At 71.1% G+C, this 25,624-nt stretch carries 22 protein-coding genes and 2 pseudogenes; 14 read left to right on the forward strand and 10 right to left on the reverse strand.

The genetic code is table 11. The features are described from left to right. Window positions 1-156 precede the first annotated feature (156 nt). From ACFTXQ_RS06565 to ACFTXQ_RS06585, 5 genes and pseudogenes are all read left to right on the forward strand, one after another. A complete protein-coding gene (locus tag ACFTXQ_RS06565; RefSeq protein ID WP_382636477.1) occupies window positions 157-795 on the forward strand; it encodes a hypothetical protein in 639 nt (212 codons plus the stop codon). Window positions 796-929: 134 nt separating this feature from the next. Then, window positions 930-2,069 carry a cytochrome P450 gene (locus tag ACFTXQ_RS06570; RefSeq protein ID WP_382636752.1) on the forward strand — a complete coding sequence of 380 codons (1,140 nt, stop codon included), beginning with the start codon at window positions 930-932 and terminating at the stop codon, window positions 2,067-2,069. A gap of 5 nt (window positions 2,070-2,074) precedes the next feature. Then, window positions 2,075-3,145: pseudogene (locus ACFTXQ_RS06575) on the forward strand (type III polyketide synthase); the annotation flags it as partial. Between the two features lie 48 nt (window positions 3,146-3,193). Next, a complete protein-coding gene (locus tag ACFTXQ_RS06580; RefSeq protein WP_382636754.1) occupies window positions 3,194-3,541 on the forward strand; it encodes a DUF952 domain-containing protein in 348 nt (115 codons plus the stop codon). A 139-nt stretch (window positions 3,542-3,680) separates the two neighbouring features. After that, window positions 3,681-4,646, forward strand: coding sequence for a helix-turn-helix domain-containing protein (locus ACFTXQ_RS06585; RefSeq protein WP_382636756.1), 966 nt, complete (start codon window positions 3,681-3,683; stop codon window positions 4,644-4,646). A 45-nt stretch (window positions 4,647-4,691) separates the two neighbouring features. On the opposite strand, the gene ACFTXQ_RS06590 is transcribed toward ACFTXQ_RS06585, so the two are convergent. Continuing rightward, entirely contained in the window at window positions 4,692-5,948 is a 1,257-nt protein-coding gene (locus ACFTXQ_RS06590) for an acyltransferase (RefSeq protein ID WP_382636479.1), read from the reverse strand. Between the two features lie 2 nt (window positions 5,949-5,950). Then, on the reverse strand, window positions 5,951-8,101 hold the full coding sequence (locus ACFTXQ_RS06595; RefSeq protein WP_382636481.1) for a bifunctional polysaccharide deacetylase/glycosyltransferase family 2 protein: 2,151 nt from the start codon (window positions 8,099-8,101) through the stop codon (window positions 5,951-5,953). 41 nt (window positions 8,102-8,142) lie between these two features. On the opposite strand from ACFTXQ_RS06595, the gene ACFTXQ_RS06600 reads away from it, so the two are divergent. The 4 genes from ACFTXQ_RS06600 to ACFTXQ_RS06615 all read left to right on the forward strand — a co-directional run bounded on the left by ACFTXQ_RS06600 (window position 8,143) and on the right by ACFTXQ_RS06615 (window position 11,548). Next, window positions 8,143-8,571: a hypothetical protein gene (locus ACFTXQ_RS06600; RefSeq protein ID WP_382636483.1), complete on the forward strand. Its 429-nt coding sequence runs from the start codon at window positions 8,143-8,145 to the stop codon at window positions 8,569-8,571. A 362-nt stretch (window positions 8,572-8,933) separates the two neighbouring features. Further along, window positions 8,934-9,878 carry a glycoside hydrolase family 16 protein gene (locus tag ACFTXQ_RS06605; RefSeq protein ID WP_382636485.1) on the forward strand — a complete coding sequence of 315 codons (945 nt, stop codon included), beginning with the start codon at window positions 8,934-8,936 and terminating at the stop codon, window positions 9,876-9,878. A 431-nt stretch (window positions 9,879-10,309) separates the two neighbouring features. Then, entirely contained in the window at window positions 10,310-10,714 is a 405-nt protein-coding gene (locus ACFTXQ_RS06610; protein WP_382636487.1) for a transglycosylase SLT domain-containing protein, read from the forward strand. A 114-nt stretch (window positions 10,715-10,828) separates the two neighbouring features. Further along, a complete protein-coding gene (locus ACFTXQ_RS06615; RefSeq protein ID WP_382636488.1) occupies window positions 10,829-11,548 on the forward strand; it encodes a DUF72 domain-containing protein in 720 nt (239 codons plus the stop codon). Window positions 11,549-11,780: 232 nt separating this feature from the next. On the opposite strand, the gene ACFTXQ_RS06620 is transcribed toward ACFTXQ_RS06615, so the two are convergent. The 4 genes and pseudogenes from ACFTXQ_RS06620 to ACFTXQ_RS06635 form a co-directional block, all read right to left on the reverse strand. Continuing rightward, complete coding sequence (locus ACFTXQ_RS06620) at window positions 11,781-11,954, reverse strand: hypothetical protein (RefSeq protein ID WP_382636490.1); 174 nt, start codon at window positions 11,952-11,954, stop codon at window positions 11,781-11,783. Window positions 11,955-12,441: 487 nt separating this feature from the next. Next, window positions 12,442-12,690 carry a hypothetical protein gene (locus tag ACFTXQ_RS06625; RefSeq protein ID WP_382636491.1) on the reverse strand — a complete coding sequence of 83 codons (249 nt, stop codon included), beginning with the start codon at window positions 12,688-12,690 and terminating at the stop codon, window positions 12,442-12,444. Next, window positions 12,690-12,899: a hypothetical protein gene (locus ACFTXQ_RS06630; RefSeq protein ID WP_382636493.1), complete on the reverse strand. Its 210-nt coding sequence runs from the start codon at window positions 12,897-12,899 to the stop codon at window positions 12,690-12,692. The genes ACFTXQ_RS06625 and ACFTXQ_RS06630 overlap by 1 nt, the downstream gene beginning before the upstream one ends. Before the next feature lie 157 nt (window positions 12,900-13,056). Further along, window positions 13,057-13,952: pseudogene (locus ACFTXQ_RS06635) on the reverse strand (aminoglycoside phosphotransferase family protein). A 780-nt stretch (window positions 13,953-14,732) separates the two neighbouring features. On the opposite strand from ACFTXQ_RS06635, the gene ACFTXQ_RS06640 reads away from it, so the two are divergent. Beyond that, window positions 14,733-16,667 carry an NAD-binding lipoprotein gene (locus ACFTXQ_RS06640; RefSeq protein ID WP_382636495.1) on the forward strand — a complete coding sequence of 645 codons (1,935 nt, stop codon included), beginning with the start codon at window positions 14,733-14,735 and terminating at the stop codon, window positions 16,665-16,667. A gap of 58 nt (window positions 16,668-16,725) precedes the next feature. Here ACFTXQ_RS06640 and ACFTXQ_RS06645 read toward each other — a convergent pair whose 3' ends face one another. Next, the gene (locus ACFTXQ_RS06645; RefSeq protein WP_382636497.1) at window positions 16,726-18,678 is read right to left on the reverse strand and encodes a flavin monoamine oxidase family protein; all 1,953 of its coding nucleotides are present in this window, start codon (window positions 18,676-18,678) and stop codon (window positions 16,726-16,728) included. Between the two features lie 226 nt (window positions 18,679-18,904). Here ACFTXQ_RS06645 and ACFTXQ_RS06650 point away from each other — a divergent pair, with 226 nt between their 5' ends. From ACFTXQ_RS06650 to ACFTXQ_RS06665, 4 genes are all read left to right on the forward strand, one after another. Beyond that, window positions 18,905-20,503 (forward strand): PQQ-binding-like beta-propeller repeat protein, encoded by a 1,599-nt coding sequence (locus ACFTXQ_RS06650; protein ID WP_382636498.1) that lies wholly within the window; start codon window positions 18,905-18,907, stop codon window positions 20,501-20,503. Between the two features lie 46 nt (window positions 20,504-20,549). Next, a complete protein-coding gene (locus tag ACFTXQ_RS06655; RefSeq protein WP_382636500.1) occupies window positions 20,550-21,287 on the forward strand; it encodes a hypothetical protein in 738 nt (245 codons plus the stop codon). Window positions 21,288-21,434: 147 nt separating this feature from the next. Then, the gene (locus ACFTXQ_RS06660; RefSeq protein WP_382636501.1) at window positions 21,435-23,267 is read left to right on the forward strand and encodes an IPT/TIG domain-containing protein; all 1,833 of its coding nucleotides are present in this window, start codon (window positions 21,435-21,437) and stop codon (window positions 23,265-23,267) included. Between the two features lie 158 nt (window positions 23,268-23,425). Next, complete coding sequence (locus ACFTXQ_RS06665) at window positions 23,426-24,157, forward strand: SDR family NAD(P)-dependent oxidoreductase (RefSeq protein WP_382636503.1); 732 nt, start codon at window positions 23,426-23,428, stop codon at window positions 24,155-24,157. 11 nt (window positions 24,158-24,168) lie between these two features. Here ACFTXQ_RS06665 and ACFTXQ_RS06670 read toward each other — a convergent pair whose 3' ends face one another. The 3 genes from ACFTXQ_RS06670 to ACFTXQ_RS06680 all read right to left on the reverse strand — a co-directional run bounded on the left by ACFTXQ_RS06670 (window position 24,169) and on the right by ACFTXQ_RS06680 (window position 25,570). Then, window positions 24,169-24,540, reverse strand: coding sequence for a peptidase inhibitor family I36 protein (locus ACFTXQ_RS06670; protein ID WP_382636506.1), 372 nt, complete (start codon window positions 24,538-24,540; stop codon window positions 24,169-24,171). Next, the gene (locus ACFTXQ_RS06675) at window positions 24,537-25,112 is read right to left on the reverse strand and encodes a hypothetical protein (RefSeq protein ID WP_382636508.1); all 576 of its coding nucleotides are present in this window, start codon (window positions 25,110-25,112) and stop codon (window positions 24,537-24,539) included. The genes ACFTXQ_RS06670 and ACFTXQ_RS06675 overlap by 4 nt, the downstream gene beginning before the upstream one ends. Before the next feature lie 89 nt (window positions 25,113-25,201). Continuing rightward, window positions 25,202-25,570 (reverse strand): hypothetical protein, encoded by a 369-nt coding sequence (locus ACFTXQ_RS06680; protein WP_382636509.1) that lies wholly within the window; start codon window positions 25,568-25,570, stop codon window positions 25,202-25,204. Window positions 25,571-25,624 lie beyond the last annotated feature (54 nt).

Below are 25,624 nucleotides of genomic sequence, written 5' to 3' on the forward strand. Positions count from 1 at the left end.
GATCGACAGGCCGCCCATGGCCCAGGCTCGCTCCTGGGTTCGGACATGGAATCCTCAATCGATCGAACGAGGAGTGTCTAGGTGGGTTCTGACAGCAGGAGAGGCCTTCCGCCGAGGACTGTGCCGCGTCGGGCCAGGCGAATGGCCGGCGGCGCGATGACCTCACTCGCACTGCTCCTGGCGGCTGGTGCGGTCGGTCCGACCGCGGAGGCGGCTCAGGGCGCGGGCGAGCGCGTGACCGCGCCGAGCGGACTGTTCGACGGAGACGGCAAGTGCAGGGACTCGCAGCACCATGGCGGCAAGGACAAGTGCAAGAAGGAACGCCCCGGGGATCCGGAGGCCACGGTCAATGTCGGCGCGAGCATCTTCAGCTCGCTCGGCCAGTCCATCCCGCATGACACCCCGACGAAGATCTTTTTCAGCGCGGCCGACTACGACACGGACGCGATGTTCGACGACGCAGCGGACGAGCTGGTGGTCAACACTGCCGGGCGCTTCCTCCTCAAGGGAAAGCTCGGCTGGGAGTTCGGTCCGCCCGCTCCGGCTGACGGAAAGGAATACATGCTGGGCATCTTCGTGAACGATGCTCTGGCCGCGGTGGACATGCAGAACACCAACCCGGGCGACACGAGCTCTGGAATCACGCAGGACGTCGCCACGACTCTAGCGCTGGATGTCGGTGACAGGATCTCTCTCAAGGCCTATCAGAACACCGGAAACCCGGCCAGCTCGCACTTCTTCGGAGGGAGCCTGGCTCCGCAGCTCCAGGCGGACTGGATTGCGCCCCCGCCGTAGGCCCTCAAGGCATCGGCGACCTCTTGAAGGGCCGGTGATCGGCGCGTGACCGCGCTGGTCACCGGTCGTTTGATCATGATGTGAGCCAGACATACTCGTTCCGCCACGACGTGGCGTTGGAGCCCGATCCGTTCATGACCTCCTTACGCCGGGAGGAGCCCGTCGCGAGGGTCGAGATGCCCTACGGCAGCGGGCCGTGCTGGCTGGTGACCCGCTACGCGGACGTCCAGCTGGTCACCTCGGACCGGCGCTTCAGCCGGGCCGCGCTCGTCGGCGCGGACTTCCCCCGCATCACCCCGGCGCCCATCGCCCAGCCCGAGGCGATCAACCTGATGGACCCGCCCGTCCTGGCCCGGGTCCGCCGCCTCGTCACCCACGCCTTCGGTCCCCGCCAGCTGGACCGGATGGGCCCGTGGGTGCGTGCCAGGGTGGACGCCCTGCTTTCGGCGATGGAGGCCGAGGGCCCCGGCGCGGACCTGGCCGAGCACCTGGCGGGCCGGCTGCCGCTCGAGACCATCTGTGAACTCCTCGGGATCCCCGCCGAGGACCGCCCCCGGCTGCGCGCCCGGGCCGTGGCGATGATGACGATGACACCGGAGGCGCGTGACGCGGCCGTCGCGGCCAAGCACGAGCTGCGCGGCTACTTCGACGAGCTCACCGCCGTGCGCCGTGCCGCGCCCGGCGAGGACCTGCTCTCCGCCCTGGTCACCGCGCGGATCGGTGACGAGACCCTGACCGATGCAGAACTTGCCGTACTCGCCCAGCTGTTGATGGTGAGCGGTCACGACACCACGACGTACGACATGTCCAACATGGTGTTCACCCTCCTCACCCACCCCGCGCACCTCGCCCGGCTCCGGGCCCGCCCCGAGCTGCTGGAGCAGGCGGTCGAGGAACTGCTGCGCCACATCCCCTTCCGCCAGGGCGTGGGCATCCCGCGCGTCGCCCTGGAGGACGTAGAAGTCGGCGGGGTGACCATCCGCGCCGGTGACGCCGTCCACGTCTCCTACCTCACCGCCAACCGCGACGAGGCCGCGTACGAGCGTCCCGACGAGCTGGACTTCGAACGGGTCTGCCCGGCGCCGCACATGACGTTTGGCTGGGGCATGCACCACTGCCTCGGCTCGCACCTGGCCCGACTGATGCTGCGTACGGCGGTCGGCACGCTCCTGTCGCGCTTCCCCGGGCTGCGCCTGGCGGTGCCCGCCGAGGAGATCCGCTGGAACACGCGGTCGATCTGGCGCTACCCGCTCGCGCTGCCGGTGGCGTGGTGAGCGCGGTGGCGACCCTGTGCCGTCCGCAGGTGGCGGTCCCCGAGTACGTGGTCACCGCCGAGGAGACCCTGGAGACCGCCCGCGCCCTGCTCGCCGGGCATCCACAACTGGACCTCGTACTACGGCTGATCACCAACACCGGGGTGCGGACGCGCCATCTGGTGCAGCCGTTGGAAGAGGCCCTGCGCCACCCGGGCTTCGAGGCGCGCAACCTGGTCTACGAGAAGGAGGCCAGGCGGAGGCTCCCGCAGGTGGTGGAGGGGGCGTTGGCACACGCCGGGCTCGGCGCCCGCGACATCGACATGATCGTGTACGTGTCGTGCACGGGCTTCATGATGCCCTCGATGACGGCCCACCTGATCAACAGCATGGGTTTCCGTTCGGACACCCGGCAGCTGCCGGTCGCACAGCTGGGGTGCGCCGCCGGCGGTGCGGCCGTCAACCGGGCCCACGACTTCGTGACGGCCTATCCGGGCCGCAATGTGCTGATCGTCGCGTGTGAGTTCTGCTCGCTGCTGTACCAGCCCACCGACCTGGACGTGGGCAGCCTGCTGTCCAACGGCCTCTTCGGGGACGCGATGGCGGCCGTCGTCGTGCGCGGGGACGGCGGGCACGGGATCCGCCTGGAGCACAACGGATCCCACCTGGTACCCGGGACGGAGGAGTGGATCTCGTACGCGGTCCGGGACACCGGGTTCCACTTCCGGCTCGACAAGCGGGTGCCCGCCACGATGGGGGTGCTGGCTCCGGCGCTGCGGGCGATGGCGGAGCCGTACGCCTGGGACGTCGGGGAGCTGGACTTCTACCTGGTGCACGCCGGCGGGCCGCGGATCCTGGACGACCTGGGGGAGCACCTGGGGCTGCCCGCGCACGTCTTCCGGCACAGCCGGGCCACGCTCACCGAGCGCGGCAACATCGCCAGCGCCGTCGTGTTCGACGCCCTGGCCCGGCTCTTCGCCGAGGGCGGCCCGCGGCCCGGAGGGCGCGGGCTGCTGGCCGGGTTCGGTCCGGGGATCACGGCGGAGATCTCCCTGGGCCACTGGTCGCCGCCCGAAGCCCCCACCACGGGTGCCGGACAGGCGCGGCTCCCCGCCCCCCGGCAGGAGGGGAGCCTGCTCTACCACGTGGCTCCGCTCGCGCAGTGGCTGGCGCGGCCCGACCGGCCCTACGAGCCGGCCTCGCTGGCACGCGACGGGACGGTGCACTGCGTGCCGAGGGAGGAGGCGGTGCTGGCCGCGGCCGGCCGTTTCCACCGGGGCACGGCAGGGACCCTGCTGGCGCTGGTCATCGACCAGAGCCGGCTCGACGCCCCGGTGGAGTGGACGGCTCCCGCGCCCGGCTCCCCACTGGACGGGACCGGCGTCCTGTTTCCCCGCATCCGGGGGCCGGTCGCCCGCGCCGCGGTGGTCGCAGTGCGGGAGATCGTACGGGACGCGCAGGGCCGCGCCCTGGAACTGCTGCCCCGGGGCTGAACCCCTGCGCGGGCGCGGGCCCTCGCCCTCCACGAGGGCCCGCCGCCGTGATCCATGCCCCGACCGGTCCTGACACCCGCAGGTTCCGGCTGATAATTGATGTCGAGAACGGGGCAGGGGAGCGTGTGGGTTGTTGGAAGTGTCAACTGCGGCGGTTGCCAGCAGAGACAGGTTCGATTGGTTCTGCCAGACGGTGTCCAGCGAGGTGATGCCCGTCATGCTCAGTTCCCGTCATGCTGCCGATTTCCGGGCGAGCTTCTCCTACCTCGACCTCGGAGAGGTGCAGCTCTCCGCTCTGACCTGCTCACCGCTGCTCTCGCGCCGCACCTCCAGTCACGTACGGCGCGGCGATCCCGAGCACTTGCAGCTGGCGCTCATCACGCGAGGCGCTGCCAGGATTTCCCAGCGGGGCAACGAATCCATGGTCGCCGGGGGACTCGTGCTCACCGACACCTCACGGCCGAGCGAAGGAGCATGCACGGGCGGGCAGACCGAGACGGTGGTCATGCAGATCCCCCGTAAGGCCCTGGCACTGAACCCGGACCGCGTCGACCGCCTCCTCGCGCAGAGCCTGTGCGCGGCGGCGGGGTCGGGGGCGATCCTCGCCGACTTCCTGAAGTCGCTGGTCACGCGCGGCCCGCAGTGCCGCCCGGAGGAACTGCGCGCGCTGGGCTCCGTCACCCTCGACTTGACCACCGCGTTCCTCGCACAGCAGCTCGGGGAGCCTGACCAGGCGCCCGCCGAGGCCCGCGCACAGCAGGCATTGCAGCAGATCCACCGCTTCATCGAGAACAACCTCGGCGACCCGGACCTGACGCCGCAGACGGTGGCCGACCGGCACGCCATTTCCCTGCGCACCCTATACAACCTGTTCGCCGACCAGCCCCTGAGCGTGGCGGCGCACATCCGTCAACGCAGGCTGGAACGCGCCGCCGCCGATCTCGCGCGCCCGGAGCTGGACGGGCAGCCCGTGCAGGCGATCGCGCTCCGGTGGGGCTTCTGCAACACCGCCGCGTTCGGCCGGGCGTTCCGCGAGGTGTACGGGATCACCCCGACCGAGCACCGCAGGTCCGCGCGCGGGACGAGCGTACGCGCGGCCCGGTAGCCGGGCCCTCAACGGCCCACCAGCGGGGCCGGGCCGTCGTCGGCATCAGGCGGCCCGGCGCCTGCCCCGTTGGCGGCGCGGGTACGGGAAGAGCCGTGGCGAGCGCTTGGCGGCCACGTCCTCGATCCAGCCGAAGGTCAGCACCAGCAGGCCGATCAACGGGATCGCCGCCAGCAGCGTGAACCACGGGCTGGCCAGCAGCCACCGGAAGTGCGTGGAGATGAAGTGGACGGTCCAGAGGGGGTCGATCAGCGGGACGGCGAGCACCAGCGCGACCTCGTGCCAGAGGTAGACGCTGACGGCGCGTGCGTTGAGCAGGCTGACCAGCCCGTTCCAGCGTTCCAGCGGCTTGGGCCACACCTCCCATGACGGGCTGACGTGGAGCAGGAGGGCGACGAAGCCGAGGGACCACAGGGCCTGGGCGATCGGCCAGGACTCGATGTCGGTCGCTTCGGTCGGATCGACCGGCCGGGTCTGCAGATACCAGAGGCCGGCCACCATGACCAGCGGCGCGATGGACGGCACCACGTACTGCGGGATCTTCTTGAGCAGCCCCTCCTGGTGGGCCATGCCGAGGATCCAGCAGGCGCCGAAGGTCGCGAAGTCGTTGGCGGTCTCCCAGACCCGGCTGTAGATGAACTCCTGGTCGGCGAAGAACGCGTTCATGACGATCACCAGCGCCAGCGGCGCCGACAGCGTCACCACCGGAAACCTCCGCAGTGCCCGGAGCAGCAGCGGTGAGAGCAGGACGTACCAGAGGTAGGCCCGGAGGTACCAGAGCGGGACGATGACCTGCGCGGCCCAGGTGAGTTCCACGTGGTGCTGGAAGCCGGCCAGCTCTTCCGCGTACGGCGGAGTGCTCAGCGGCAGGATCCAGAACGCCAGCTTGGCCCACCACCAGGCGGGCCGGCCCTCGGAGCCGGGGCCCCAGCCGTCGAGGATCTGGAGGGTGATCATGATGGCGCCGAACAGCCACATCGGCGGCAGCAGGCGGCGCAGCCGGCCGCGGATCACGCCGAGAGCGGGACGGCTGAGCGAGCGGGCCATCAGAGAGCCTGCCAGCGCGAACATCACGCCCATCGACGGGAAGACGAGGGGCAGCCAGAACCAGCCGAAGTTGTGGTAGAGCACCACGCGGCCCAGCGCCAGCGCGCGCAGCAGGTCGAGGTAGCGGTCCCGCCCGCCCTTGCGCTGGGGCGGTGCCTCCGCCCCCGCCTCTGCCTCCGGCCCCGGTCGCAGGGCGGCGGGAATGCGCAGCCGGAGGGTGTCCTGGGTGCGCCCGAGGTCGATGGATGCAGTCACGGTCAGGCCTCCACCGGTGCAGCGACCTCGCCGGTGCGCCGGAGCTTCTGCCAGCGCAGTCGGCCACCGGTCATCGCCGTGATCGCGGACTGCAACAGGACGATGTACATCAGCTGCCGGTAGACCAGTTGCTGGATCGGCAGGCTGATCAGGTGCCAGGGCTTCTCTCGGTCGAGCCGGAAGGCGTACCAGGACAGAGCGGCCTGGAGCAGGATGAAGCCGCCCCAGCTGGTGAGGGTGATCGAGGCGTCCGCGAACAGCACCCCGTACAGCAGGAATATGTCGACCAGCGGCGCCAGCAGCGGGGCGACCACACCGAACAGCACGACGAGCGGCAGTCCGATTCGGCCGAAACGCCCGGCCGGCCCGCGCGAGGTCACGGCGCCGCGGTGCTTCCACATCGCCTGCATGCTGCCGTAGCTCCAGCGGTACCGCTGGGACCAGAGCTGCTGGAGGCTCGCGGGGGCCTCGGTCCAGGCGCGGGCGTGCTCGGCGTAGACGATCCGCCAGCCCTCGCAGAGCACCGCGATGGTGATGTCGGTGTCCTCGGCGAGGGTGTCGTCGCTCATCCCGCCGACCTGCTGCAGGGCCGCCTTGCGGAAGGCGCCGACCGCGCCGGGGATGGTCGGGATGACGCCCAGCATGTCGTACATCCGGCGGTCCAGGTTGTGGCCGAGGACGTACTCGATGTGCTGCCAGGCGCCGATCAGGCTGTCGCGGTTGCCGACCTTGGCGTTGCCCGCGACCGCCCCGATCCCCGGGTCGCCGAAGGGCTGCACGAGCTCGCGCACGGTGGACGGCTCGAAGACGGTGTCGCCGTCCATCATCACGATGATGTCGTGCGAGGCGGCCGCGACGCCGGTGTTCAGCGCGCTGGGCTTGCCGCCGTTGACCTGGCGGATCAGCCGGACGAACGGCAGGCCCATCTCCTCGACGATGTCCGCGGTGCCGTCCGTGGAGCCGTCGTCGATGACGATCACCTCGATCGGATGGTCACTCGCGGCGAGGGAGTTGAGGGTGTTGGCGATGCACTCGCGCTCGTTGTAGGCCGGGACCAGTACGGTGACCGGCTCGGTGATGGGCGGTCCCCAGGCGTCCCGCCGCTTGGCGCGGCGGGCGTGCATCGGTGCGAGGACGAGCATCAGCGCGAACCGGCCGAAGTTGAGGAAGCCGACGACGGCCAGCAGCCCGATCAGCACCGGCAGGGTGACCACGGCGAACTGGGTGGCCCAGATGTATCCCTTGCCCGCCCACAGCTGGAAACCGTGCACCGGCGTGGTGGCGCTGGAGGCACCGAGCGCCTCGGAGATGGTGGCGAAGCGGTAGCCCTGGGCCTGCAGCTTGTCGATGATCTGCACGAGCGCGGTGAGGGTCTGGCTGCGGTCGCCACCCGCGTCGTGCAGCAGGATCATCTCGCCCGCACCGGGCTGGGACGGCATCGCCGCCTTGACGATCTCCTCGACGCCGGGACGCTTCCAGTCGTCGGTGTCCTTGTCGATGAACGCGGTGACGTAGCCGCGCGCGCCGACGTACTTGATCACCGGGTAGGTCCAGTCGTCCAGCGCCGCGGCGTTGGAGGAGTACGGCGGGCGGAACAGCGTGCTGTGCACGCCCGCGGCGCCGGCCAGCGCCAGCTGCGTCTGCGCGAGCTCCCAGCTGGTCCGGGCGTGGGACTGGTACACCAGATCGGGGTGTGTGAAGGTGTGCACGCCGAGTTCGTGGCCGTCCGCGACGATCTGCCGGATCAGCTCGGGATGGCGCGCGGTCATGCCGCCGGTGATGAAGAAGGACGCGTGGATGTCGCGGGCCTTGAGCAGCTCCAGGATCTTCGGGGTCCACTCCGGCGAGGGGCCGTCGTCGAAGCTCAGCACCACGGTGCGGTCGGGGATGCGGTAGCTCACGGGGTGCTCGTTCTTGGCGCCGCGCGCATCGATGACCGGGCCACCCTTGAGCAGGTTCTCCGGCACGGTGTGCTTGTCGACCGACTCCGCGACCCGGGAGTCGTGGAACGCCTCGTTGGTCGCGAGGCCGCGCAGGACGATGAGCGAGAGCAGGCAGGCCAGCAGGGACAGCGGCATGAAGAAGCGCAGAGGCGGCGCGGCCAGTCGGCGCGGCCTTGACAGGGACTGTCGGCGGCGCTGGTGGCGGGACAATGACGCTCCTGGAAATGGGTGGTGCGGACGATCAGCGGTGCTTGGTCGGTTGGACCGAAGGTTTTGACCCGCGCGGCGCGGTGGTCGCGGGCTTCGACGCGATGGCGGAGGTCTTCGCCTGGGGTGTCACAGCCGGCGTGCCCGCCCGGGGCGAGGACGACGAGGCCACAGAAGCCGACGTGGGCGACGAGCGTGACGGGATGGGCAAGCGCGTGGAGGTGGCCGACAGCGACGGCGCGGGTGAGGGCGCCGGCGGCGGGGCGGGCGACCCCGAGGGCTGCGCGGGTATGCCCATCGCCGGGGCGTCCGCCTGCCCGCCGACCAGGCTGCTGCCCATCGCGACCGCCAGGATCGCGCCGACCACGGAGACCGGCCAGCCGAGGCCCCGCAGGAGACGGCCGCGCAGACCCGACTGGTCGACGAACACCGGTGCGGGCGCGGGCTCCTCGAAGCTCGAGGTGGAGGTGTAGGGCGGTTCCGGGTGTGCCGATCCGCGTTCCATGGAAGTGATGACTGGGCGCACCTTGCGAGGCCTTTCAGTGCAGGGTACGTAGAGCGCGGGATCGCAGGGCGAACGCTAGTGCACCGGCCTGAATCGAATTTGGCTCGATGTATGCATTTGGATCGGTCTGCTCGGGCGTCGTAATCGGATCGAAATACCAATTGACGGTACTGGCCGGTAAGGCTGGCGGCTCCGGCATCACAGCCGCCCGTGACCACCTGCGCGACCCCGTCCGAGCCGTGGCTAGGATGACCCCCCTCGTGTGATCAGCCATTGATCCTCATGCAAAGGGCGTGTCCAGATACCGCCTCTACGCCCCAAGGAGCCCGCGTGAGCCAGCCTCGCCGCACCTCTCGTCACCGCGCGTGGGCCGCGCTCACGCTGCCCGCCCTCTTGTGCGTGCTCGCCGCGTGCTCCGGCGGCGGCTCCACGTCGGCCGGCGGTGCCGATGACGCCCCGAGCGCCTCGCCGACCCCGTCCGGACCGCCGGGAACCCTGTTCGACGACTTCCACTACAGCGGCCCCGACGACCCCTCGCTCGCCGCCCACGGCTGGCAGGTCCGTACCGACGGGGGTGGCCCGGGGATCAAGGACACCTGGTCCGCGGCCGGCGCCGGCTTCCCCGCCGACACGACCGCCCAGGGCGGCAGGGTCCTGCAGCTGCAGTCCTCCACCGACGGCACCAAGCAGGGCACCAGGCAGGTCGAGGTGCAGAGCACCGGCCGGAACCTCTTCACGGGGACCTTCGCCGCTCGGATCTACCTCCGCGACAAGCCCACGAGCGGCCGCAACGGCGACCACGTCGTCCAGACCTTCTTCCCGATTTCCCCCGAGGACGCCTCGCCCAACTACAGCGAACTCGACCACGAGTACCTGCCGAACGGCGGCTGGGGTTCGGTGGGTCCGGAACTCGACAACGTCAGCTGGTACAAGGCCGATCCGCCGGACCGGGTCAACCACACGCTCAAGCAGCGCCTTGAGGGCTGGCACACCATGATGATCACCGCCATGAACGGGAAGGTCACCTACTCCCTGGACGGCAAGGACCTGTTCACCAGCTCCGGCAAGTACGTCGCGCGCGAGAAGATGGACGTCCACTTCAGCAACTGGTTCGTGGACCTCCCCTTCACGGGTGGTCCGCGCACGTGGGACATGAAGGTCAACTGGTTCTACTACAAGGCCGACGAGGCCGTTTCCCTGGCGGACGTCCAGAAAACGGTGGACGGCTTCTACGGCGCCGGCACCCACCACGTCAACACCGTCCCGAAGCCCTGACCCCCGCCCGCTGCGCCGACCCACGGGAAATGGCTCCCCGTCGCTCCCATTTCCTTGGATTCGGGGGGTCAGTGGTGGGCCGGAGCACACTCCAAAGGGGTACGGACGGGTACGGACGGTGAGATCCGGGGCCCTGGGCGGTGAGCCGCCCCACAGGACCCAGGTCACATACGAACCGGGACAGTAGACCTCAATCACCCCTTATGCGGCCTTTCGCGCCACCGTGGCGGGGGGTCGTTGCGCCTTGGCTGCGAGGGCGGCTAGTAGGCGGGGTCGTTGCCAGGGGGTGGGGGCGTCTGTAGAACTGGATGAGTCGCAGGGCGGCCCGGGTGCTTCACCCGCCGCCGACGAATCCCTCTCCTTCGCGTGAGTGGCTCACGCATGCTCCGGCGTGCCCGCGACCGTCCTTGTCCCCTTCGGAAGGTCAATCCGTGTCCAACGCCGTCATCCGCCGCATCGCCGCTTCGAAGAAGACCCTCGCGGGTACCGTCCTCGCCCTGGGCGTCGCCGGTTCCATGCTTGCCGCGGTTCCCGCGCAGGCTGCCCCGATGGGTGCGAAGGCGATCGCCCAGCAGATGATCAAGGACCCGGCCCAGTTCGCTGCGTTCGACAAGATCGTCTCCCACGAGAGTGGCTGGGACTACACCGCGACCAACGCCTCCTCCGGCGCCTACGGCCTGGTCCAGGCCCTGCCCGCGTCGAAGATGTCCTCCGCGGGCGCCGACTGGAAGACCAACCCGGCCACCCAGATCAAGTGGGGCCTGGACTACATGAACGAGCGCTACGGCAGCCCCGTCGACGCCTGGAACTTCTGGTCCGCCAACCACTGGTACTAAACCGCCAACAGGCAGGGAAACGCTCGGCCGGGAAACCGGGCCGAGCGTTTTTGCGCATGCAGCTCGACAAGCCCCGCCAGGTGTGGACGGGCCACCCAGGGGCAGGCGAACGGTATGGCCGTGATCGTCGGCACCTCCGGCTGGCAGTATCGGGACTGGTCAGGCGTCTTCTACCCCCCGGACCGGCCACAGCGGCTGTGGCTGGAGGAGTACGCGCGGCATTTCCGGACCGTGGAGAGCAACAACGCCTTCTACCGCCTGCCGTCACCCGAGACGTTCGCCCAATGGCGCGAGCGGACTCCGCCCGGCTTCGTGATGGCCGTGAAGGCGAGCCGGTTCCTCACTCACATCAAGCGCCTGCGCGACCCGGCCGAACCGGTCCACAGGCTCATGGAGCACGCCGCCTCCCTCGCGGACCGGCTCGGCCCGGTCCTGCTGCAACTCCCGCCCACGCTGCGCGGCGATCCCGACGCGCTCGACCGCTGCCTGGCCTGTTTCCCCGCCGGTGTACGTGTTGCCGTCGAGCCCCGTCACGAGTCGTGGTGGAGTCCGGAGGTGCGATCGGTGCTGACTGACCGGGGCGCGGCCCTGTGCTGGGCGGACCGGGGATCGCGGCCCGTGACCCCACTCTGGCGCACGGCCGACTGGGGCTACGTCCGCTTCCACGAGGGCCGCGCCCACCCCTGGCCGCGGTACGGCCGTACCGCCCTGCGCAGCTGGGCGGAACGGATCGCCGACACCTGGCCCCGCGACGCGGACGTCTTCGCCTACTTCAACAACGACCCCGGCGGAGCGGCGGTGGCCGACGCACAGGCGTTCATCCGGCTCGTGTGAGCCTCGCACCCGGCTTCCGTCGGATCCGCACGGCACGTACTGCGGCACAAGAGGTGCATGGCGTCGTAACCCTCGTGAATGGAGGTGGGGGAGCCAGCGCCAGCCCCGGCGGCGCAGCACGGGCGGTCGGGCTGCCGGCAACTGCGTGACTACCTTCTGCGCTCGCTTCTCAACGCAGGCTCTCCGCGGTGTCACACTCGACGGCGGCTTCTGACGGGGGCACCGTCCCGTCCTACAGGGCGATGCCGGTCAGTGCGGCCAGGTCGTCGGCGCGGATGCCGAGCACGGTGGCGAAGTCGGCCACGAGATCGGGTGTGAGTTCGACGCGGCCGTGGCCGACTTGTCCGTACGTTGCCGCAGACCAATACCGGCCGGTCAGGGCCAGGAATGTCTGTGCCCCCGCCACCCATCCCAGGTTCCGGTTGGCGAGCAAGCGCAGGAGCAGTGCACCAGGACCGGGCGGGACCGGCTGGGTGCGGTGCTCCTGCGGCAGCGACTGCGCGAGCCGACGCAATTGGTCCCGTTGAACCCGCGGCAACTGGGCTGCGTGCCGAGCGAGGTGAGCTAGAGCCGTTCCGGCCCGAGGGTCAAGGGGCGTCATCCCCGGCGGCAAAGCCACCTCGGCAATGACGAACAGGTCCTCGGCCTCCAGCGGGAACAGCGGGGCGAGCCGCCGCAGCAGCGACGAGCCGGGCGTGCACCGTCCAACAGCGCCCGCACCTCGGCCTCCGGGACATCGGCCAAGCGCGACAGGTCGTCAACGCACAGCCCGCGTTGCTCCGCCAACCGGCTCAACAGCACATCGAATCCAGGGAACTCCGTCACCCGTCGACGCGCACCGCCCCTCCGTTCCCCGCAGTCCACGCCCGACCCGGCCCCCGGACCAGCTGCGGTCAGGCCTCGACGTACGCGACGAGGACCAGCGTGCCCAACGCGGTCGGCACGTACAGAATGCGGACCCCGTCCTCCCGGTGCTCGCGGACGGACCCGTGCTTCGACAGCACGCCGACTTCCGGATTCCGGGAGACGGAGACGAGCACTGGATCAAGACGTGCGCGCTCCATCTCGGACATCCGCTCGATCTGCTCCTGCGCCACGTCGTAGAAGACGACGCGGGCGCGCCGCGGGCCGTGCTTGCCCATCAGGCGACGTTCGCAGAGGAACCGCTGTCATCCAGCGGGGGCTGCCCGAGGTTCTCCCGCAGGTCTTCCCAAGGGGTGATCCGGTCCAGATCGATGCCCTCGCCGGCCAGGCGCTCAAGCACGTAGGCGATCTGCGGATCATCACCTGCCAGGTCCCGCGCGTCAGCGCGCAGCGCGTCCTGCTCCGCCTCGTCGAAGACGATCCGCATCGGGCCCTCCCGGGAATAGTTCTGCCACGAGGCTAGCGCAGGACCAGCCCGCTCGGGCCAGATCGGCCTGTCCTGACCCGGCTGGCCACTCAGGATCTGCTGCGTGGTGCGCGGCAGTGGAGGCGGCCGTCAAGGCCGCACTGGATCCGCGGGTTGCCTAGCCGATGAGGGCCTGGGTGATCTGACGGGTGGTCTGCGCGGCGACTCTCAGGTTGACGGCGGCATACGCGAGTGGGCGTTCAGGGCCGTGGCCAAGGCCCAGCCGCGGCCTCGGGTCCAGGTGGCGTCGTCCACACCGAGCGCGGCGCGGAAGGCCGCCCGGGGTTCGGCCGACATCAGGGTGAAGCCGATGGTCAGGTCACGGGCCGGGTCGCCGATGCCCAGCTCGCCGAAGTCGATGACCGCGCTGAGGCGGCCGTCGACGGTCAGCAGGTTGCCGGTGTGGAAGTCGCCGTGGAACCAGACCGGGGGGCGATCCCATCCGGGGGCATTGAGTGCCGCGTCCCACAGCTCGGTCATGGCCACGGCGTCGAACGTGCCGGCGACTTCCGCGATGGCGGCGCGCGTCGCCCCGTCGCGCGCGGCCAGCGGCTGGGCGGTGAGGTCTGCGCGGGAGATTCCGGCCGCAACCTCCTCGGGTGCGAACCGCTGAAGTGCCCTCAGGAACCGGGCCAGTTCGACGGCTGCCTCGGACGAGTCGGCAAGTGCCCCGGCAGTGGCTACCTCGCCGTCCAGCCAGCGGGAGACCGCCCACGGCCACGGATAGCCGAAGTCGGGTTCCCCCACCTCTACCGGGACCGGAACGGGCAGGGGCAGGTGCGGGGCGAGCCGGGGCAGCCACTCGAACTCCTTCCCGGCCTGCCCAATGGCGCCGGCATGGCAGGGCAGTCGGACGGTCAGCTCCTCGCCCAGCCGGTGGATCACGTGGTCCGATCCGGCTGGTTCGAGCGGCTGCAGGGGCAGCTCGGCCCACTGCGGGAACTGGGTATCGACCAGGCGTCTGACCAGTGAGGTATCGATCGCGGGGCGGGTGGCCGGGGTCCCGGTTGCCAAGAGCAACTCCTGGAGTCGGCCCGCTGCGTGCGGCGGACAGTCCGGCCCATCACACTGCGTCGCGCGCTCGCCCGTCGACTGGATTTCTCAGCGGTGGGGGATGGCGTAGGGGTTGGGGGTCTTGATGGTGCCCGTGTTGACGTTGCTGAAGTTCTGCGAGATGAGCCCGCTGAGGTTGATGCCGAGGAGGGACACACCGTCGCCTCCGTCGCCATCCCCGCCCCCGCCTCCTCCGCCTCCGCCGTTACCGCCACAGGGGCCACCGGTGATGACGGTGTAGTCCGTCTCGCCCTGAGTGGCAGCATTTGCAGCATTTGCACTGCCATCCCTCTCCGCTCAGCCCCGTCTCGGTGAGTCCGGCCGGCAACTGCTCGAGAACCCTGACCTGCCCCTCGCCGAATCGTCCCCGGCGTTGCACACCACGATGGAGTACGTGGCACCGGATTGCCCCACACCCATGGCGACGGCCGAGACTTCCCCACTTCGCCACCCGGACCTGCGGTTCACGGCGTGGGCCGTTGGAATCACCCATAAGGGGGGGCGTGGTCTTCGGCGTAGTGGCTGAGGGGGCACAGCAGGACGCCGGGCGGGCGCGGCCTGGAGCCGCTCCCGCTCCCGCTCCCGCCCCCGCGCCACGAAGTCGGTGTACCCGCACGTTCATTCCTCCGGGTGAGGGCAGGGAGCCTGGGTGGGATGGGGCGGCCGGAATTGTCTAACGTGAGCCCGAGGCCGCGGGGAGCCGCTGCCGTGGGCGCGTGGTCTCAGGCTCGGGAGCTTTCAATGGCGGGGCAGCACAGGACGTCCCTCCGGCTGCGCCTGCGGTACAGGTTCGACCACCTGGTGGCCGGAGGAACCACCGCGCTGGTCGGCTGGCTGGCAGTGGCCTGCCTGAGCGTCGTGGTCCCGGCGAGCATGGTGCTCGTCTGGGCCGACCGTACGGCGCCGACGACCCTCTCCGGTCGGCTCACGGCAGTGTGGGTCAGCGTGGGCCAGACCCTCAAGATCGGAGGCGCGGTCGGACCTCCCCTGTACGTACTCGCCTCCGTGGCCCTCGCCCTGGTGGCCCTGCTGTTCGTGTCGACGCTGGTCAGTCTGATCACCACCGGCATCAACCGGCGCATCATGGCCCTTCGCCTGGGCCACTCCACGGTGCTCGAGACGCGGCACACCGTCATCCTGGGCTGGTCCGACCAGATCTTCCCCGTGATCGGGGAGTTGGTCGAGGCCAACGCCAACCAACGCCGGTCCGCCCTCGCCGTCCTCGCTCCGAAGGACAAGACGGAGATGGAGGAGGAGATCTCCACCCACGTCACCGGCACCGCCAGGACCCGCATCGTCTGCCGCAGCGGCCGCACCACCGACCCCACGGAGCTGGCCAGGGTCAGTCCGCGGACGGCGAAGGCCGTACTCGTCCTGCCGCCCGACGGGGAAACCGGTGACGCCCACGTGGTGAAGACCCTGCTGGCACTCGGCGCGGCGGTGCCGGACGCCGGGAACGCGGTGGTGGTCGTCGCCGCGGTCCGCGACACCCGCAACCTCGTCACAGCGCGGCTGGCAGCCGGGCCGGGAGGGCAGGTCCTGTGCGTCGACGACATCGTCGCCCGGCTCCTCGTCCAGACCGCCCGCCGGCCCGGCCTCTCCCTCGTGTACCAGGAACTGCTCGCCTTCAAGGGCGACGAGTTCTACACCACGCCCGCCCTGGACCTCGCAGGGCGGACCTTCGGTGACGCCCTGCTGTCGTTCGCCACGTCCTCGGTGGTCGGTCTGCTCGGCGCCGACGGAAGCGTCGTGCTCAACCCGGATCCCGGCACCGTCATCCGTACGGGAGACGGGATCATCGTGGTCTGCCAGGACGACGACACGGCCGTACCGGCGGACGCGGCCCCCTGGGTCGACGAGGGCGCGATCGTGAGGAAGGACGCACAGCCGCCCGGCGCCGAACGCCTGCTGCTCCTCGGCTGGAACCGCCGTGCTCCCCTCGTCGTGGAGCAGCTCGACGAGTACGTGGCTCCGGGAACCACCCTGGACGTCGTGGCCCTCGGCGACGAGGCGACGGCTCACAGGGACTCGGCCGTCGCGATGGGCCGGCGCCATCTCGAAGTCGCGTTCCACAGCGGGGACATCACCGACCCCGGCGTCCTGGCCAAGCTGGACGTGCCGTCGTACGACGGTGTGATCGTCATCGGCGAGACGGGCCGCCGCACGCCCTCCGACGCGCTCGCCCCGCGGACGGAGGCCGAACTGGAGGCGGAGGCGGACGACCGCACGCTCGTCACCCTGCTGCACCTACGGGCGATCGGGCAGGCCGCGCACCGGGAACTCGCGCTCACCACCGAGATGGCGGACGACGGGAACCGGCTGCTCGCGCCCGCCCGGGAGGGGGCCGACTTCATCGTCAGCGGTCGGCTCATCAGCCTCCTCATGACCCAGATCTCGGAGAGCCCCTACCTCGCCGCCCTCTTCGAGGAGCTGTTCCGGGCGGAGGGGAGCGAGCTCTACCTGAAGCCCGTCACGCACTACGTCGCGGCCGGCCGCGACGTCACGTTCGCCACCGCCGTCGAGTCGGCGCGGCGGCGCCGCGAGTGCGCGATCGGATACCGGCTGCGCGCGGAGGCCGCCACCGCCCCCGCCTACGGTGTGCGGATCAATCCCGACAAGCGGGAACGGATCCGGTTCACCGAAGGCGACTGGCTCATCGTGCTCGCCGCAGGCTGACGCCGGGAGGCCGGACGCGGCGGCCTCGCGGCCCCGGCCGGCCCCCGTACGGCCCCGCCTACGGCGCCGAGTTGACCTCCAGCGCCGTGCGCACCGCGGATTCCAGGGCCCCCTCGATCCAGGCGGGCTTGACGGAGGTGTGGCACCCGGCGAAGTGCAGGTTCCCCTCGGCCTTGCGGACGTGCGGGAAGAGCTCGGTGTGCTGGCCGGGAAGCAGTACGGAGGCCTCGCCGTAGGCGTACGGGTCACGCATCCAGGACTGGGTCCGTCCCACGCCCGTGTAGAACACCTCGATCCGCTGCCCGAACACTTCCTGCACTCCGGCGAGGGCGCGCGGATAGCGCTCCGCGTCGTCGAGGGAATCCCACTTCAGGGCGTCGTCCGACCAGCTGTAGGAGGCGAGGACCACCCCGCCCGGGCTGCCCTCGACGGGGTACGAGGGCTGGAACATGAAGCGGTTGGGGTTGTCGGTCGCCGAACCGCCGCCGATGACGTCGGCCGCCTCGGGCTGATCGCGGGTGACGACGCGGCAGGCTGCGTAGTGCGAGCGCTGCGCGCCGGAGACGTGACCCCTCGGTACGGAGGAGTGGGCGCCCAGCAGGGCCCCGTCCCCCGGAGTCTGGCCGAGCTGGTACTTCCGGTACAGGCCGGACTGTACGGCTTCCAGCTCGCGCTTCCAGTCGGCCTCGTCGAACTCCCACCAGCGGCGGCTGAACTCCAGCAGCACCTTGGTGGCGGCGTCGTAGTGCAGTTCGGTGACCGCGCGCCGCTTGCCGTAGGAGAGGGCGGGGGACACCGGGATGTGGCGCAGACCGGAGAAGGGCACGGTGATGATCGCGGCGTCGCCGGTGAAGGTCTCGCGCCGCACGGCGCCGCCGTCGCGGCCCTCGGAGACGGTTTCCACGGTGACCTTGCCCTCGCCGTGCGTAATGCGGGTGGCGCGGCGGTCGAGCCTGACCAGGTCCTTGACCCGTGCGTAGAGCGCGTCGGCCAGGGTGGCGGTGCCGCCGGGGAGTTCGAAGAAGGCCGTGTCGGGGCTGATGAGCGAAGCCCCGATGAAGCTGTGGACGAAAGCCAGGTGCAGGCGGGAGGTGAGGTTCTCGACGGTTCCGATGAGGTCGATGGTGCGCTCGTCGAGCTGCGCCTCCTCGGTCAGGAAGCGGTACATCGACATGTGGCCGTAGCGCTGGATCACCCGCGCCCAGCCCTCTACGAGTTCCTTGTCCTTCTTGCCCTCGATCTCCTTGCGTACGGGAGCGAAGGCTCCCCGCACGATCTGCGCGGCGGGCAGGGGCTCGTAGGCCGCCGGGACTCCGAAGGAGCGGTTGAGCTCCTGCGGGCTGCGCGCGTAGTCGGCCCGGCGTACGCGGATGCCGTTGACGTAGATCCACGTACGGTAGGCGGGGCGCCCGGCCCCGTCGACGTCGACCAGGTGGAAGCGCCTGCGCTTCAGGCCGAGGCTGTCGATCAGTCCGGTCACCAGCGGGTGGCTGTCGGGGATGCGCATGGCCCCGGCCTCGGCGTACTGCTTCGGGTCGGCGAAGGGTGCGGGGGAGTTCTCGTGGCCGCCGGCACGGAAGGTCTTGATGCGGCCGCCCACGCGGTTGCCGTTCGCCTCGATGACGGTGACCTGGTGCCCGGCTTCGTGCAACAGGTGTGCGGCGGTGAGCCCGGCGGGCCCGGCGCCGACGATCAGCACCTTCTTGCGGGCGCGGGAACGGGGCAGACCGCTCTTCAGAAGGACGTCCGTGTAGCGGGGCACCAGGGGCTGATCGTCGTCATCCCGTACGAGGATGGCGCGGGCGATGGTGAGGCAGGTGTCCCAATCGGGGCGAGCGGTGCCGGCCGACGTCCGCGGGGTCTCCGCGGACGCGGCCGCGACGGTCAGCGCACCGGCCCCCGCGACGGCGGCCGCACCGGCGATGACGGTACGACGGGAAGGCCTGCGGCGCGCGGGTGCCGCAGCGGGCTCGTCGGAGGAACCGGGCGTGGAAGGCGAGTTGGTGATCATGCGGCAACTCTCGCGGCCGGTGTCGGCGGGCAGCGCCGAAAAGCGTCCGGGCGGGAAAGATCCACCCGGACGTGCGGCCCGCGCCCCATGCCGCTGACGAACTGGGTTTCGTACGACGGGGCCTCGCCTGGCGGCATGATGGTCGCCGCGGCGTGAAAATTACGTAGATCGCTAAGTAGTCTAAAAATCTATTCTAGAATTTCGGCGTCCGGGACACACTCTTCCCATGACCGGTCGCACCTCTGGCGAACAGCCGAACCCTGGCGGGCCGTTTCCGACGACGCCCGTCGGATTCGGGCCCCCGATCGACCCCGCCGTCCACGGCGCCTTCGCGCCGCAGCCGCAGCCACAGCCGCAGCCGGAGGCCCCCGGGACCCCCGCCCCGGCCCGCGACTGGCTCGCCGACCGGCCGGGCACGGTGGTGCTCGCGGTGCTGGTCGCGGTCCTGCTCGCCATCGGAGGCGGCGTGTTCGTCACCGTCCGCACCGACCGCGACCACCGGCTCGCGCAGCAGGGCGGGACGGCGCCCGCGCCGTCCGGTTCGGCCTCGGTCGATCAGGGCGACGGCAAGGGCCCCGGTGTCGGGCGGGACGTCTACGATCCCAACGTCGATATCAAGCCAGGTGAGGCCCGTGTCTGGCTCCGCGACAACCAGATCGACGTGGCGGGCTCGGGAGTCTCGCAGTTCGGCCCGTGGTGGGTGGGCGACGTGGTGGTCAGGGCGACGTTCAAGGAGGTCGCCGGCTACGCGGTGGCCGACGGCCAGGAGAAGTGGAAGATCCCGCTCCCGACGCCGATCTGTGGAGCTCCGAGGGCCCCGTCCGCTGACGGCAAGCTGGTCCTCGGTCTCCAGGAGAAGGACTCGGGCACCTCGACCTGCACGGATCTCCAGCAGATCGACCTGACCACGGGCAAGGCCGGGTGGAAGGCGCCGGTACCCCAGGAGAACCGGTTCGACACCACGGGGACGTTCGAGATGGCGATCACCGGTGACACCGTCGCCGTCGGCCGGACGGGCAACGGGAGCGCCTTCTCGGTCGCCGACGGTCACAAGCTCTTCGCCACGCCGACCGAGAGCGGCTGCCACGTGACCATGTTCGCCGGCGGCCCGCGCCTGCTCGCCGCCCGCACCTGCCTCAACCAGGACCAGGTCGTGCTCCAGGAACTGGACCCGGCGACGGGCACCGTCAAGTGGAGCCACATGTTCGACAAGGGATGGAAGCTCGGCCGGGTACTGTCCGCGGAGCCGATCGTGGTGGCCGCGTACCACAAGGAGCGCAACATCTGGCACATCATCGCCTTCACCCCGGACGGCAAGGTCCGCTCCCAGGGCGAAGCGACGTTCGGGGTGAGCGGCCGCTGCAACGGCTGGGGCAACTCCGGCGGCTTCCAGGACTGCTACTCCGCCGTGGCCGATGCCGACACGCTGTACATCGGCGCGGGCAAGCAGGGCAAGGAACTCGGCATCGACGCGACCGACCAGGTCGTCGCCATCGACCTGAACACCGGCAAGGAGAAGTGGCGCACCGCCGGGCAGCCCAAGGGCCGCACGGTATGGCCGCTCGCCATCGAGAACGGCAGGGTCGTCGTGTACGTCTCGCCCGGCAGCGGGGAAGCGGCCTCGGTCGTCTCCCTCGCCCCGGCCGACGGCACCGCACAGCCCGTCCTGCAGAGCCCGGCCGCGGCCGCCGGCGCCGAGAGCGTCTTCTACAGCACCAGCCTGCGCGTCGCCTGGGCGGGCGGACGGCTGTTCCTGCTCAACGGCAGGGTCTACACCTCGGAGCCCAGGAAGGCCAGCCGCGCGTTCCTGTCCTTCGGCAAGTAGCCACGTACCCACGTACACGACCAGTCAGGCAAGGAGGAGGGGCAGGGTGCGCAATCCGCAGGACGCCGCGAGGTGGAGGATCGTCATCGGGATCTACGCCGTGTCGGCGCTGGCCGCGACCGCGGCCGCCGCCGGGGCCGTTGCCATGTACCACCGGGCTGAGGACGCCGCCAGAGCCGCCTCGACCGAGGGGTGGAAGACGGTGGTCAATCCCGAACACGGCACCGCCTTCGACGTCCCCCCGGGCTGGGAGGTCGCCGAGTCCAGCGTGGTGGCGGCCTACCCGGACAGCAAGGACCCGGACAAGGTCCTCATCGGACACTCGGCGCCCGCGTTCTACAAGCACAAGTGGTGCAGCATCGACGGAAACGGCGACGGCGTGGTCAACGACCACGCCCTCGCCACCGTCGGAACCAAAGGCGCCGACGGCGCCAGATCCACCGAGGACGTGGCCGAGAAGACCGCACCGACCTGGGTGTACGCCGCCTTCACCCAGCCGGACAAGCGCGTCGTCAAGTGGGACGAGCCGGTGGAGTACACCACGAAGTACGGAGTGAAGGGGACCTACATCAAGGCCCATTCGGAAGGCGCCCAGCAGTCCACCCGATGCGACGGTGACGGCAAAGCCGTCTCCTTCGGCTTCAAGAACTCCAAGGGGGACCTCGTCGCCTGGGACTTCCACGGACGCACGGGCGTGCCGGGCGCCATCAGCGACGAGCTGGTCATGCGGATCCTGAGCACGGTCCGCCTGGCGGGCGATCCGAAGCCCATGACCCCGCCGTGAGCGCCCCGGGGTAGGCGACCGCGAAACTCCGCCCCGTCCGCAACGATCCGGCATTTCGCGCGCGCCGCGCCTCCGCCGCTGCGATGCTTCCGCCGGTATCTGGCCGTCGCTCCAGCCGCCGGGCGGAGCTGAGAGGGGGAGACTTCGATGTCATCGACTGCCGTGTTACGCGGACCAAGACCCTGGTGGCACAACCGCCTGCTGGCGGTGGCCGCGTCGTCCGTACTGGCCGCGGGCGGCCTGACGGTGCTTGCGGTTCCGGCGGCGGCGGAAGGGGTGTGCGCCGCCCCGGTCGTGGCGGATGCCGTCACCACGATCACCTGCGCGGCGGGTGGTTCCGGAAGCCTCACCGTGCCCGACGGCGTGTCCAGCGCTGTGGTCACCCTCGACGGGGCCGGAGGCGGGAACGCCTACGACGGCACGCCGGGCGGCAAGGGCGCGCACCTCGTGGCGACCGTCCCCGCGACTCCCGGGCAGACGTTCAACGTCACCGTCGGCAAACGCGGCGCCAACGCCGCCGCGAACCCGCAGTTCGGCGCGCCCGGGTCCGGCGGCGCGCTCGTCGCGGTGACCACTGGCACCAACACGCCGTTGCTCACCGCCGGTTCGGGCGGCGGCGCGGGCGGACCGGGCATCGGCTCCCCGGCCTACCCGGGAGCAGCCGGCGGTGACAGCGGCAGCGCGGGCGCCGACGGCAACGGTCTGGTCCCCGACGCGCAGGGCGGTACGGGCGGAGGCCCGGGCACCGACACCGCCGGCGGGACGGCAGGGACCGGAGGGCCCGGCGCGGACAACGAGGGCGCGAACGGTTCCCCCGGCGCCTACCCGAACGGTTCCGGCGGCTCCGCCGCGCAGGGAGTGTTCAGCCCGACCGGCGCCGGCGGGCGCGGCGGAGCCGGGTACGGCGGCGGCGGCCGGGGCGGGGCCGGCGGCCGGTACGGAACCACCGGTGGCGGAGGCGGTGGAGGCGGCGGCGGATCCAGCCTGGCCTCCGGTACCGTCCCCGGCTCCCCGGTCACCCTGACCAACGGGGCCAACGCCGGAGACGGCCGGATCGTGTTCGCCTTCCACCGGGACGCGCCCACGGTCACCGCCATCAGCCCCGACACCGGACTCGCGGCAGGCGGCACGGCGGTGACGGTCACCGGCACCAACCTGGCGGGCGCCGCCCTCACCTTCGGCGCGGGCAACCCCGCCACCGGCGTCTCCTGTACCCCGACCTCCTGCACCGCCACCGCACCGGCCGGGACCGGGACGGTCGACGTACAGGCCACGACGCCCGGCGGCACCAGTGCGCCGTCCCCCGCCGCCCGCTTCACCTACGTTCCCGTACCCGTGGTGACCTCGCTCAGCCCGTCCACGGGCACGACCGACGGCGGTACCGTCGTCACGGTGGGCGGCACCGGCCTGAGCGGCGCCACCGCGCTCACCTTCGGACACGGCAACCCGGCCGGCGGCCTGTCCTGCACCGCCACCACGTGCACGGCCACCGCACCCGCGCACGCCGCGGGCCCCGTCGACGTGCAGGTCACCACGCCCGGCGGCACCAGCGCCGTGGCCGCCGCGGGCCGGTACACGTACCAGCTCCCGCCCGCCGACATCGACGTGGACCTGACCGCGCAGCCCGGCCTGAGCCTCCTCGTCCCGTACCTCACCTACACCCTGACCGCCCACAACACCGGTCCCGGTACGGTCACTTCGGCCACGCTCACCGCGACGCTGCCGCCGGGCTCGTCCGCCTCGGCGCTGTCCCCGGGGTGCACCGCGATGGGGGCCACCGTGACCTGCGTCTACGGCACCATCGCCGCCGGCACCGCTTCCGCCAAGACGTTCCGGGTACCGCTGGGCCTGCTCTCGCTCGGCCGGGTCTCGGTCACCGCCACCCGGACGGTGTCCGCTCCGGTCGACCCCAACACGCTCAACGACAGCGCGACCGCCACCTGCACGGTCGTCTCCGTCCTCCTGGCCACCTGTCCCTGATCCCCGGACAGCACCCGCGGCCCCGCAAGCCCACCGGCTCGCGGGGCCGCGTCCGTACCGGGCCATCGCGACGGATTCCTTGACTTTGGCCGGCCTCTGCTCGACCCTCGGCGCACCCCCCGCCCGCTTCCTCGGGGGCCCACAGCGCGGAGGACCGTATGGGACAGCTCGACGGCAGGGTCGCGGTGGTCACGGGCGCATCGTCCGGCATCGGCCTGGCGATAGCCGCCCGCTTCGTCCAGGAGGGCGCCCGGGTCTTCCTCAACGGCCGACGGGAGGCGGAACTCGCCGCGGCCGCCGACGCGTTGGGCAGCGCGGCGATCGCCGTCCCGAGCGACGTCACCCGCGAGGCCGACCTCGCCCGCCTCTACACGGCGGTGGAGGCGGAAGGCAGCCCCGTGGACGTCCTGGTGGCCAATGCCGGAGGCGGCCGGCCGACCGGACTCGCCGATCTCACGCAGGACCAGTTCGACGTGACATCGGACCTCAACTTCAAGGCGACCTTCTTCACCGTCCAGCGCGCACTGCCCCTCTTCAAGGACGGCGGCTCGATCATCCTGCTCGGCTCGGCTGCCGGCTCCGCCGCGTCGAGGCGCTTCGGCGTGTACGCCGCGACGAAGGCCGCCGTCCGCTCGATGGCCCGCAGTATGGCCCTGGAACTGGCCGGCCGCGGAATCCGCGTCAACACCCTCAGCCCCGGCCCGATCGCCACCGCGTCCCTGGCGCAGGCTCCCGCCGAGGTCGTCGAGGAGGCTACGGGCCGCGTTCCCCTCGGCCGCCCCGGCCGCCCCGAAGAGGTCGCCGCCGCCGCACTGTTCCTCGCCTCACACGAGAGCAGCTACATCACGGGCATCGAACTCTTCGTGGACGGCGGCGCCCAACAGGTCTGACGGGGAAGCCTTCAGCAGCCGGTGGACCAGGTGTGGGAACTGCCCCGGTCGTTGGCGCCCGCGTCGTAACCGACCTCCTGCCCGGGCGCCAGGCAGAGGGTGACGGCGCCGGTCAGCTCACGGCCGTCGTACACCTTCACGTGATCGGGCACGCCGGGGCCGGAGACGCCGTGGTTCGCCCAGGAGGAGTCTTGATTGGACATGTCGCCCTCCCACCACCGGTCGTCGCCGCTGTGCTCGATCTTCATCCCGTCGAAGTTGGCGTCCGTCCAGACGCAGAAGTAGCCGCTCCGGCAGTCCGCCGCCTCGGCGGCGGCCGAGGTGGAGAGGATCGCGGCGGCGGCTACCACGGCGGTCGCGAGGAGGGTGGTGAAGCGCTTCATACGGGCGGGTTTCCCTTCGGTGGTGGGGACTTGAGAACGGCGGTGGCTTCCGTGAGGGCGTGCGCGCGCAGCCGCTGCCAATCGGCGATCTCGGCGTGATGGCGGGCACGGACCTCGGCGACGTCCCGGTGGGTGTGGGCGGCCTCGGGCCGGAGGTTGTTGACGACGACCGAGGCGCGGAACCAGCCGGGCTGGTCCCCGTACAGCCGCTGCTGGGCGGCGGCCAGGCACCCGTCGGTGTGGGCGCGTACGACGTAGCCGGTGGGCAGGGCGACGGACAGTTCGGCGGGACCCGACCCGAAGAGGGCCGCACTGACCCGCTCGTCGTCCTTGCCGGGCTGCCGGCCCGGGACTCTGCGGGGCGGAACAAGGCCCTGGCGGATCAGGCAGGCATCGGTGAGGCGTTGCGCGGCGGCCTTGATCAGCTCGTCCGGGGCGCCGACCGGCTCCGCGCCTCCGGCGGCGCAGCCCGTCAGGAGCGCGCAGGCCAGAGCGGCGGCGGCCGGCAGCCCGCCGGCCCGGCGCGAGCGGGGGCGCGTCCGGGCTGCGGGCAATTCCTTGATCACAGGCATGCTGTCTAGCCGCCGGAGCCCCGCGCGCGACAGGGCGGGGGGCTCCGGATCACCCGACTGGGTGCGCGATTCACCCGGAGGTGACGGATCTAGGCGGACCTGCGCCGCAGGGCCCGGCGGACCACGTACAGGACCACGAGCAGCACGATCACGACGAGCACGATGATCACGAGCTTCCCGAAGAAGCCGCCCTTCTTCTTGCTCTTCTTCTTGCCCTTCTTGTTGCCGGTGGTCGCCCGCACCGGGGACGACACCGGCGCGCGCAGGCCGGTTGCCGCCTCGGCACCGACCGCGAGCGTGTCGTGCGCGAGCGCCGCCGCGGCGGGGGCCTGTCGTGCGGCGGGTGCGGCTGCCGCGGTGGTCGCCGCGGGGCCCAGCAACAGCCCGGCGAGCACGAAGAGCGGTACGAGCGCTGCCGCTGCTGCGGAGCGCTTGCTGGGACTGCTGTTCCTGGTCACTGTCTCTCCTGTTCTCCGATGCCCGGCCGGCGGGTGGGACGCCGCGGCGGCCGG

Source organism: Streptomyces sp. NPDC057010 (genome assembly GCF_042673805.1).
GTDB lineage: Bacteria > Actinomycetota > Actinomycetes > Streptomycetales > Streptomycetaceae > Streptomyces.

Coding starts and splice junctions, on each gene's coding strand:
- ACFTXQ_RS06565 (WP_382636477.1), top strand. CDS start 157: ATGACCTCACTCGCACTGCTCCTGGCGGCTGGTGCGGTCGGTCCGACC.
- ACFTXQ_RS06570 (WP_382636752.1), top strand. CDS start 930: ATGACCTCCTTACGCCGGGAGGAGCCCGTCGCGAGGGTCGAGATGCCC.
- ACFTXQ_RS06615 (WP_382636488.1), top strand. CDS start 10,829: ATGGCCGTGATCGTCGGCACCTCCGGCTGGCAGTATCGGGACTGGTCA.
- ACFTXQ_RS06625 (WP_382636491.1), bottom strand. CDS start 12,690: ATGGGCAAGCACGGCCCGCGGCGCGCCCGCGTCGTCTTCTACGACGTG.
- ACFTXQ_RS06630 (WP_382636493.1), bottom strand. CDS start 12,899: ATGCGGATCGTCTTCGACGAGGCGGAGCAGGACGCGCTGCGCGCTGAC.
- ACFTXQ_RS06640 (WP_382636495.1), top strand. CDS start 14,733: ATGGCGGGGCAGCACAGGACGTCCCTCCGGCTGCGCCTGCGGTACAGG.
- ACFTXQ_RS06645 (WP_382636497.1), bottom strand. CDS start 18,678: ATGATCACCAACTCGCCTTCCACGCCCGGTTCCTCCGACGAGCCCGCT.
- ACFTXQ_RS06650 (WP_382636498.1), top strand. CDS start 18,905: ATGACCGGTCGCACCTCTGGCGAACAGCCGAACCCTGGCGGGCCGTTT.
- ACFTXQ_RS06660 (WP_382636501.1), top strand. CDS start 21,435: ATGTCATCGACTGCCGTGTTACGCGGACCAAGACCCTGGTGGCACAAC.
- ACFTXQ_RS06665 (WP_382636503.1), top strand. CDS start 23,426: ATGGGACAGCTCGACGGCAGGGTCGCGGTGGTCACGGGCGCATCGTCC.
- ACFTXQ_RS06670 (WP_382636506.1), bottom strand. CDS start 24,540: ATGAAGCGCTTCACCACCCTCCTCGCGACCGCCGTGGTAGCCGCCGCC.
- ACFTXQ_RS06675 (WP_382636508.1), bottom strand. CDS start 25,112: ATGCCTGTGATCAAGGAATTGCCCGCAGCCCGGACGCGCCCCCGCTCG.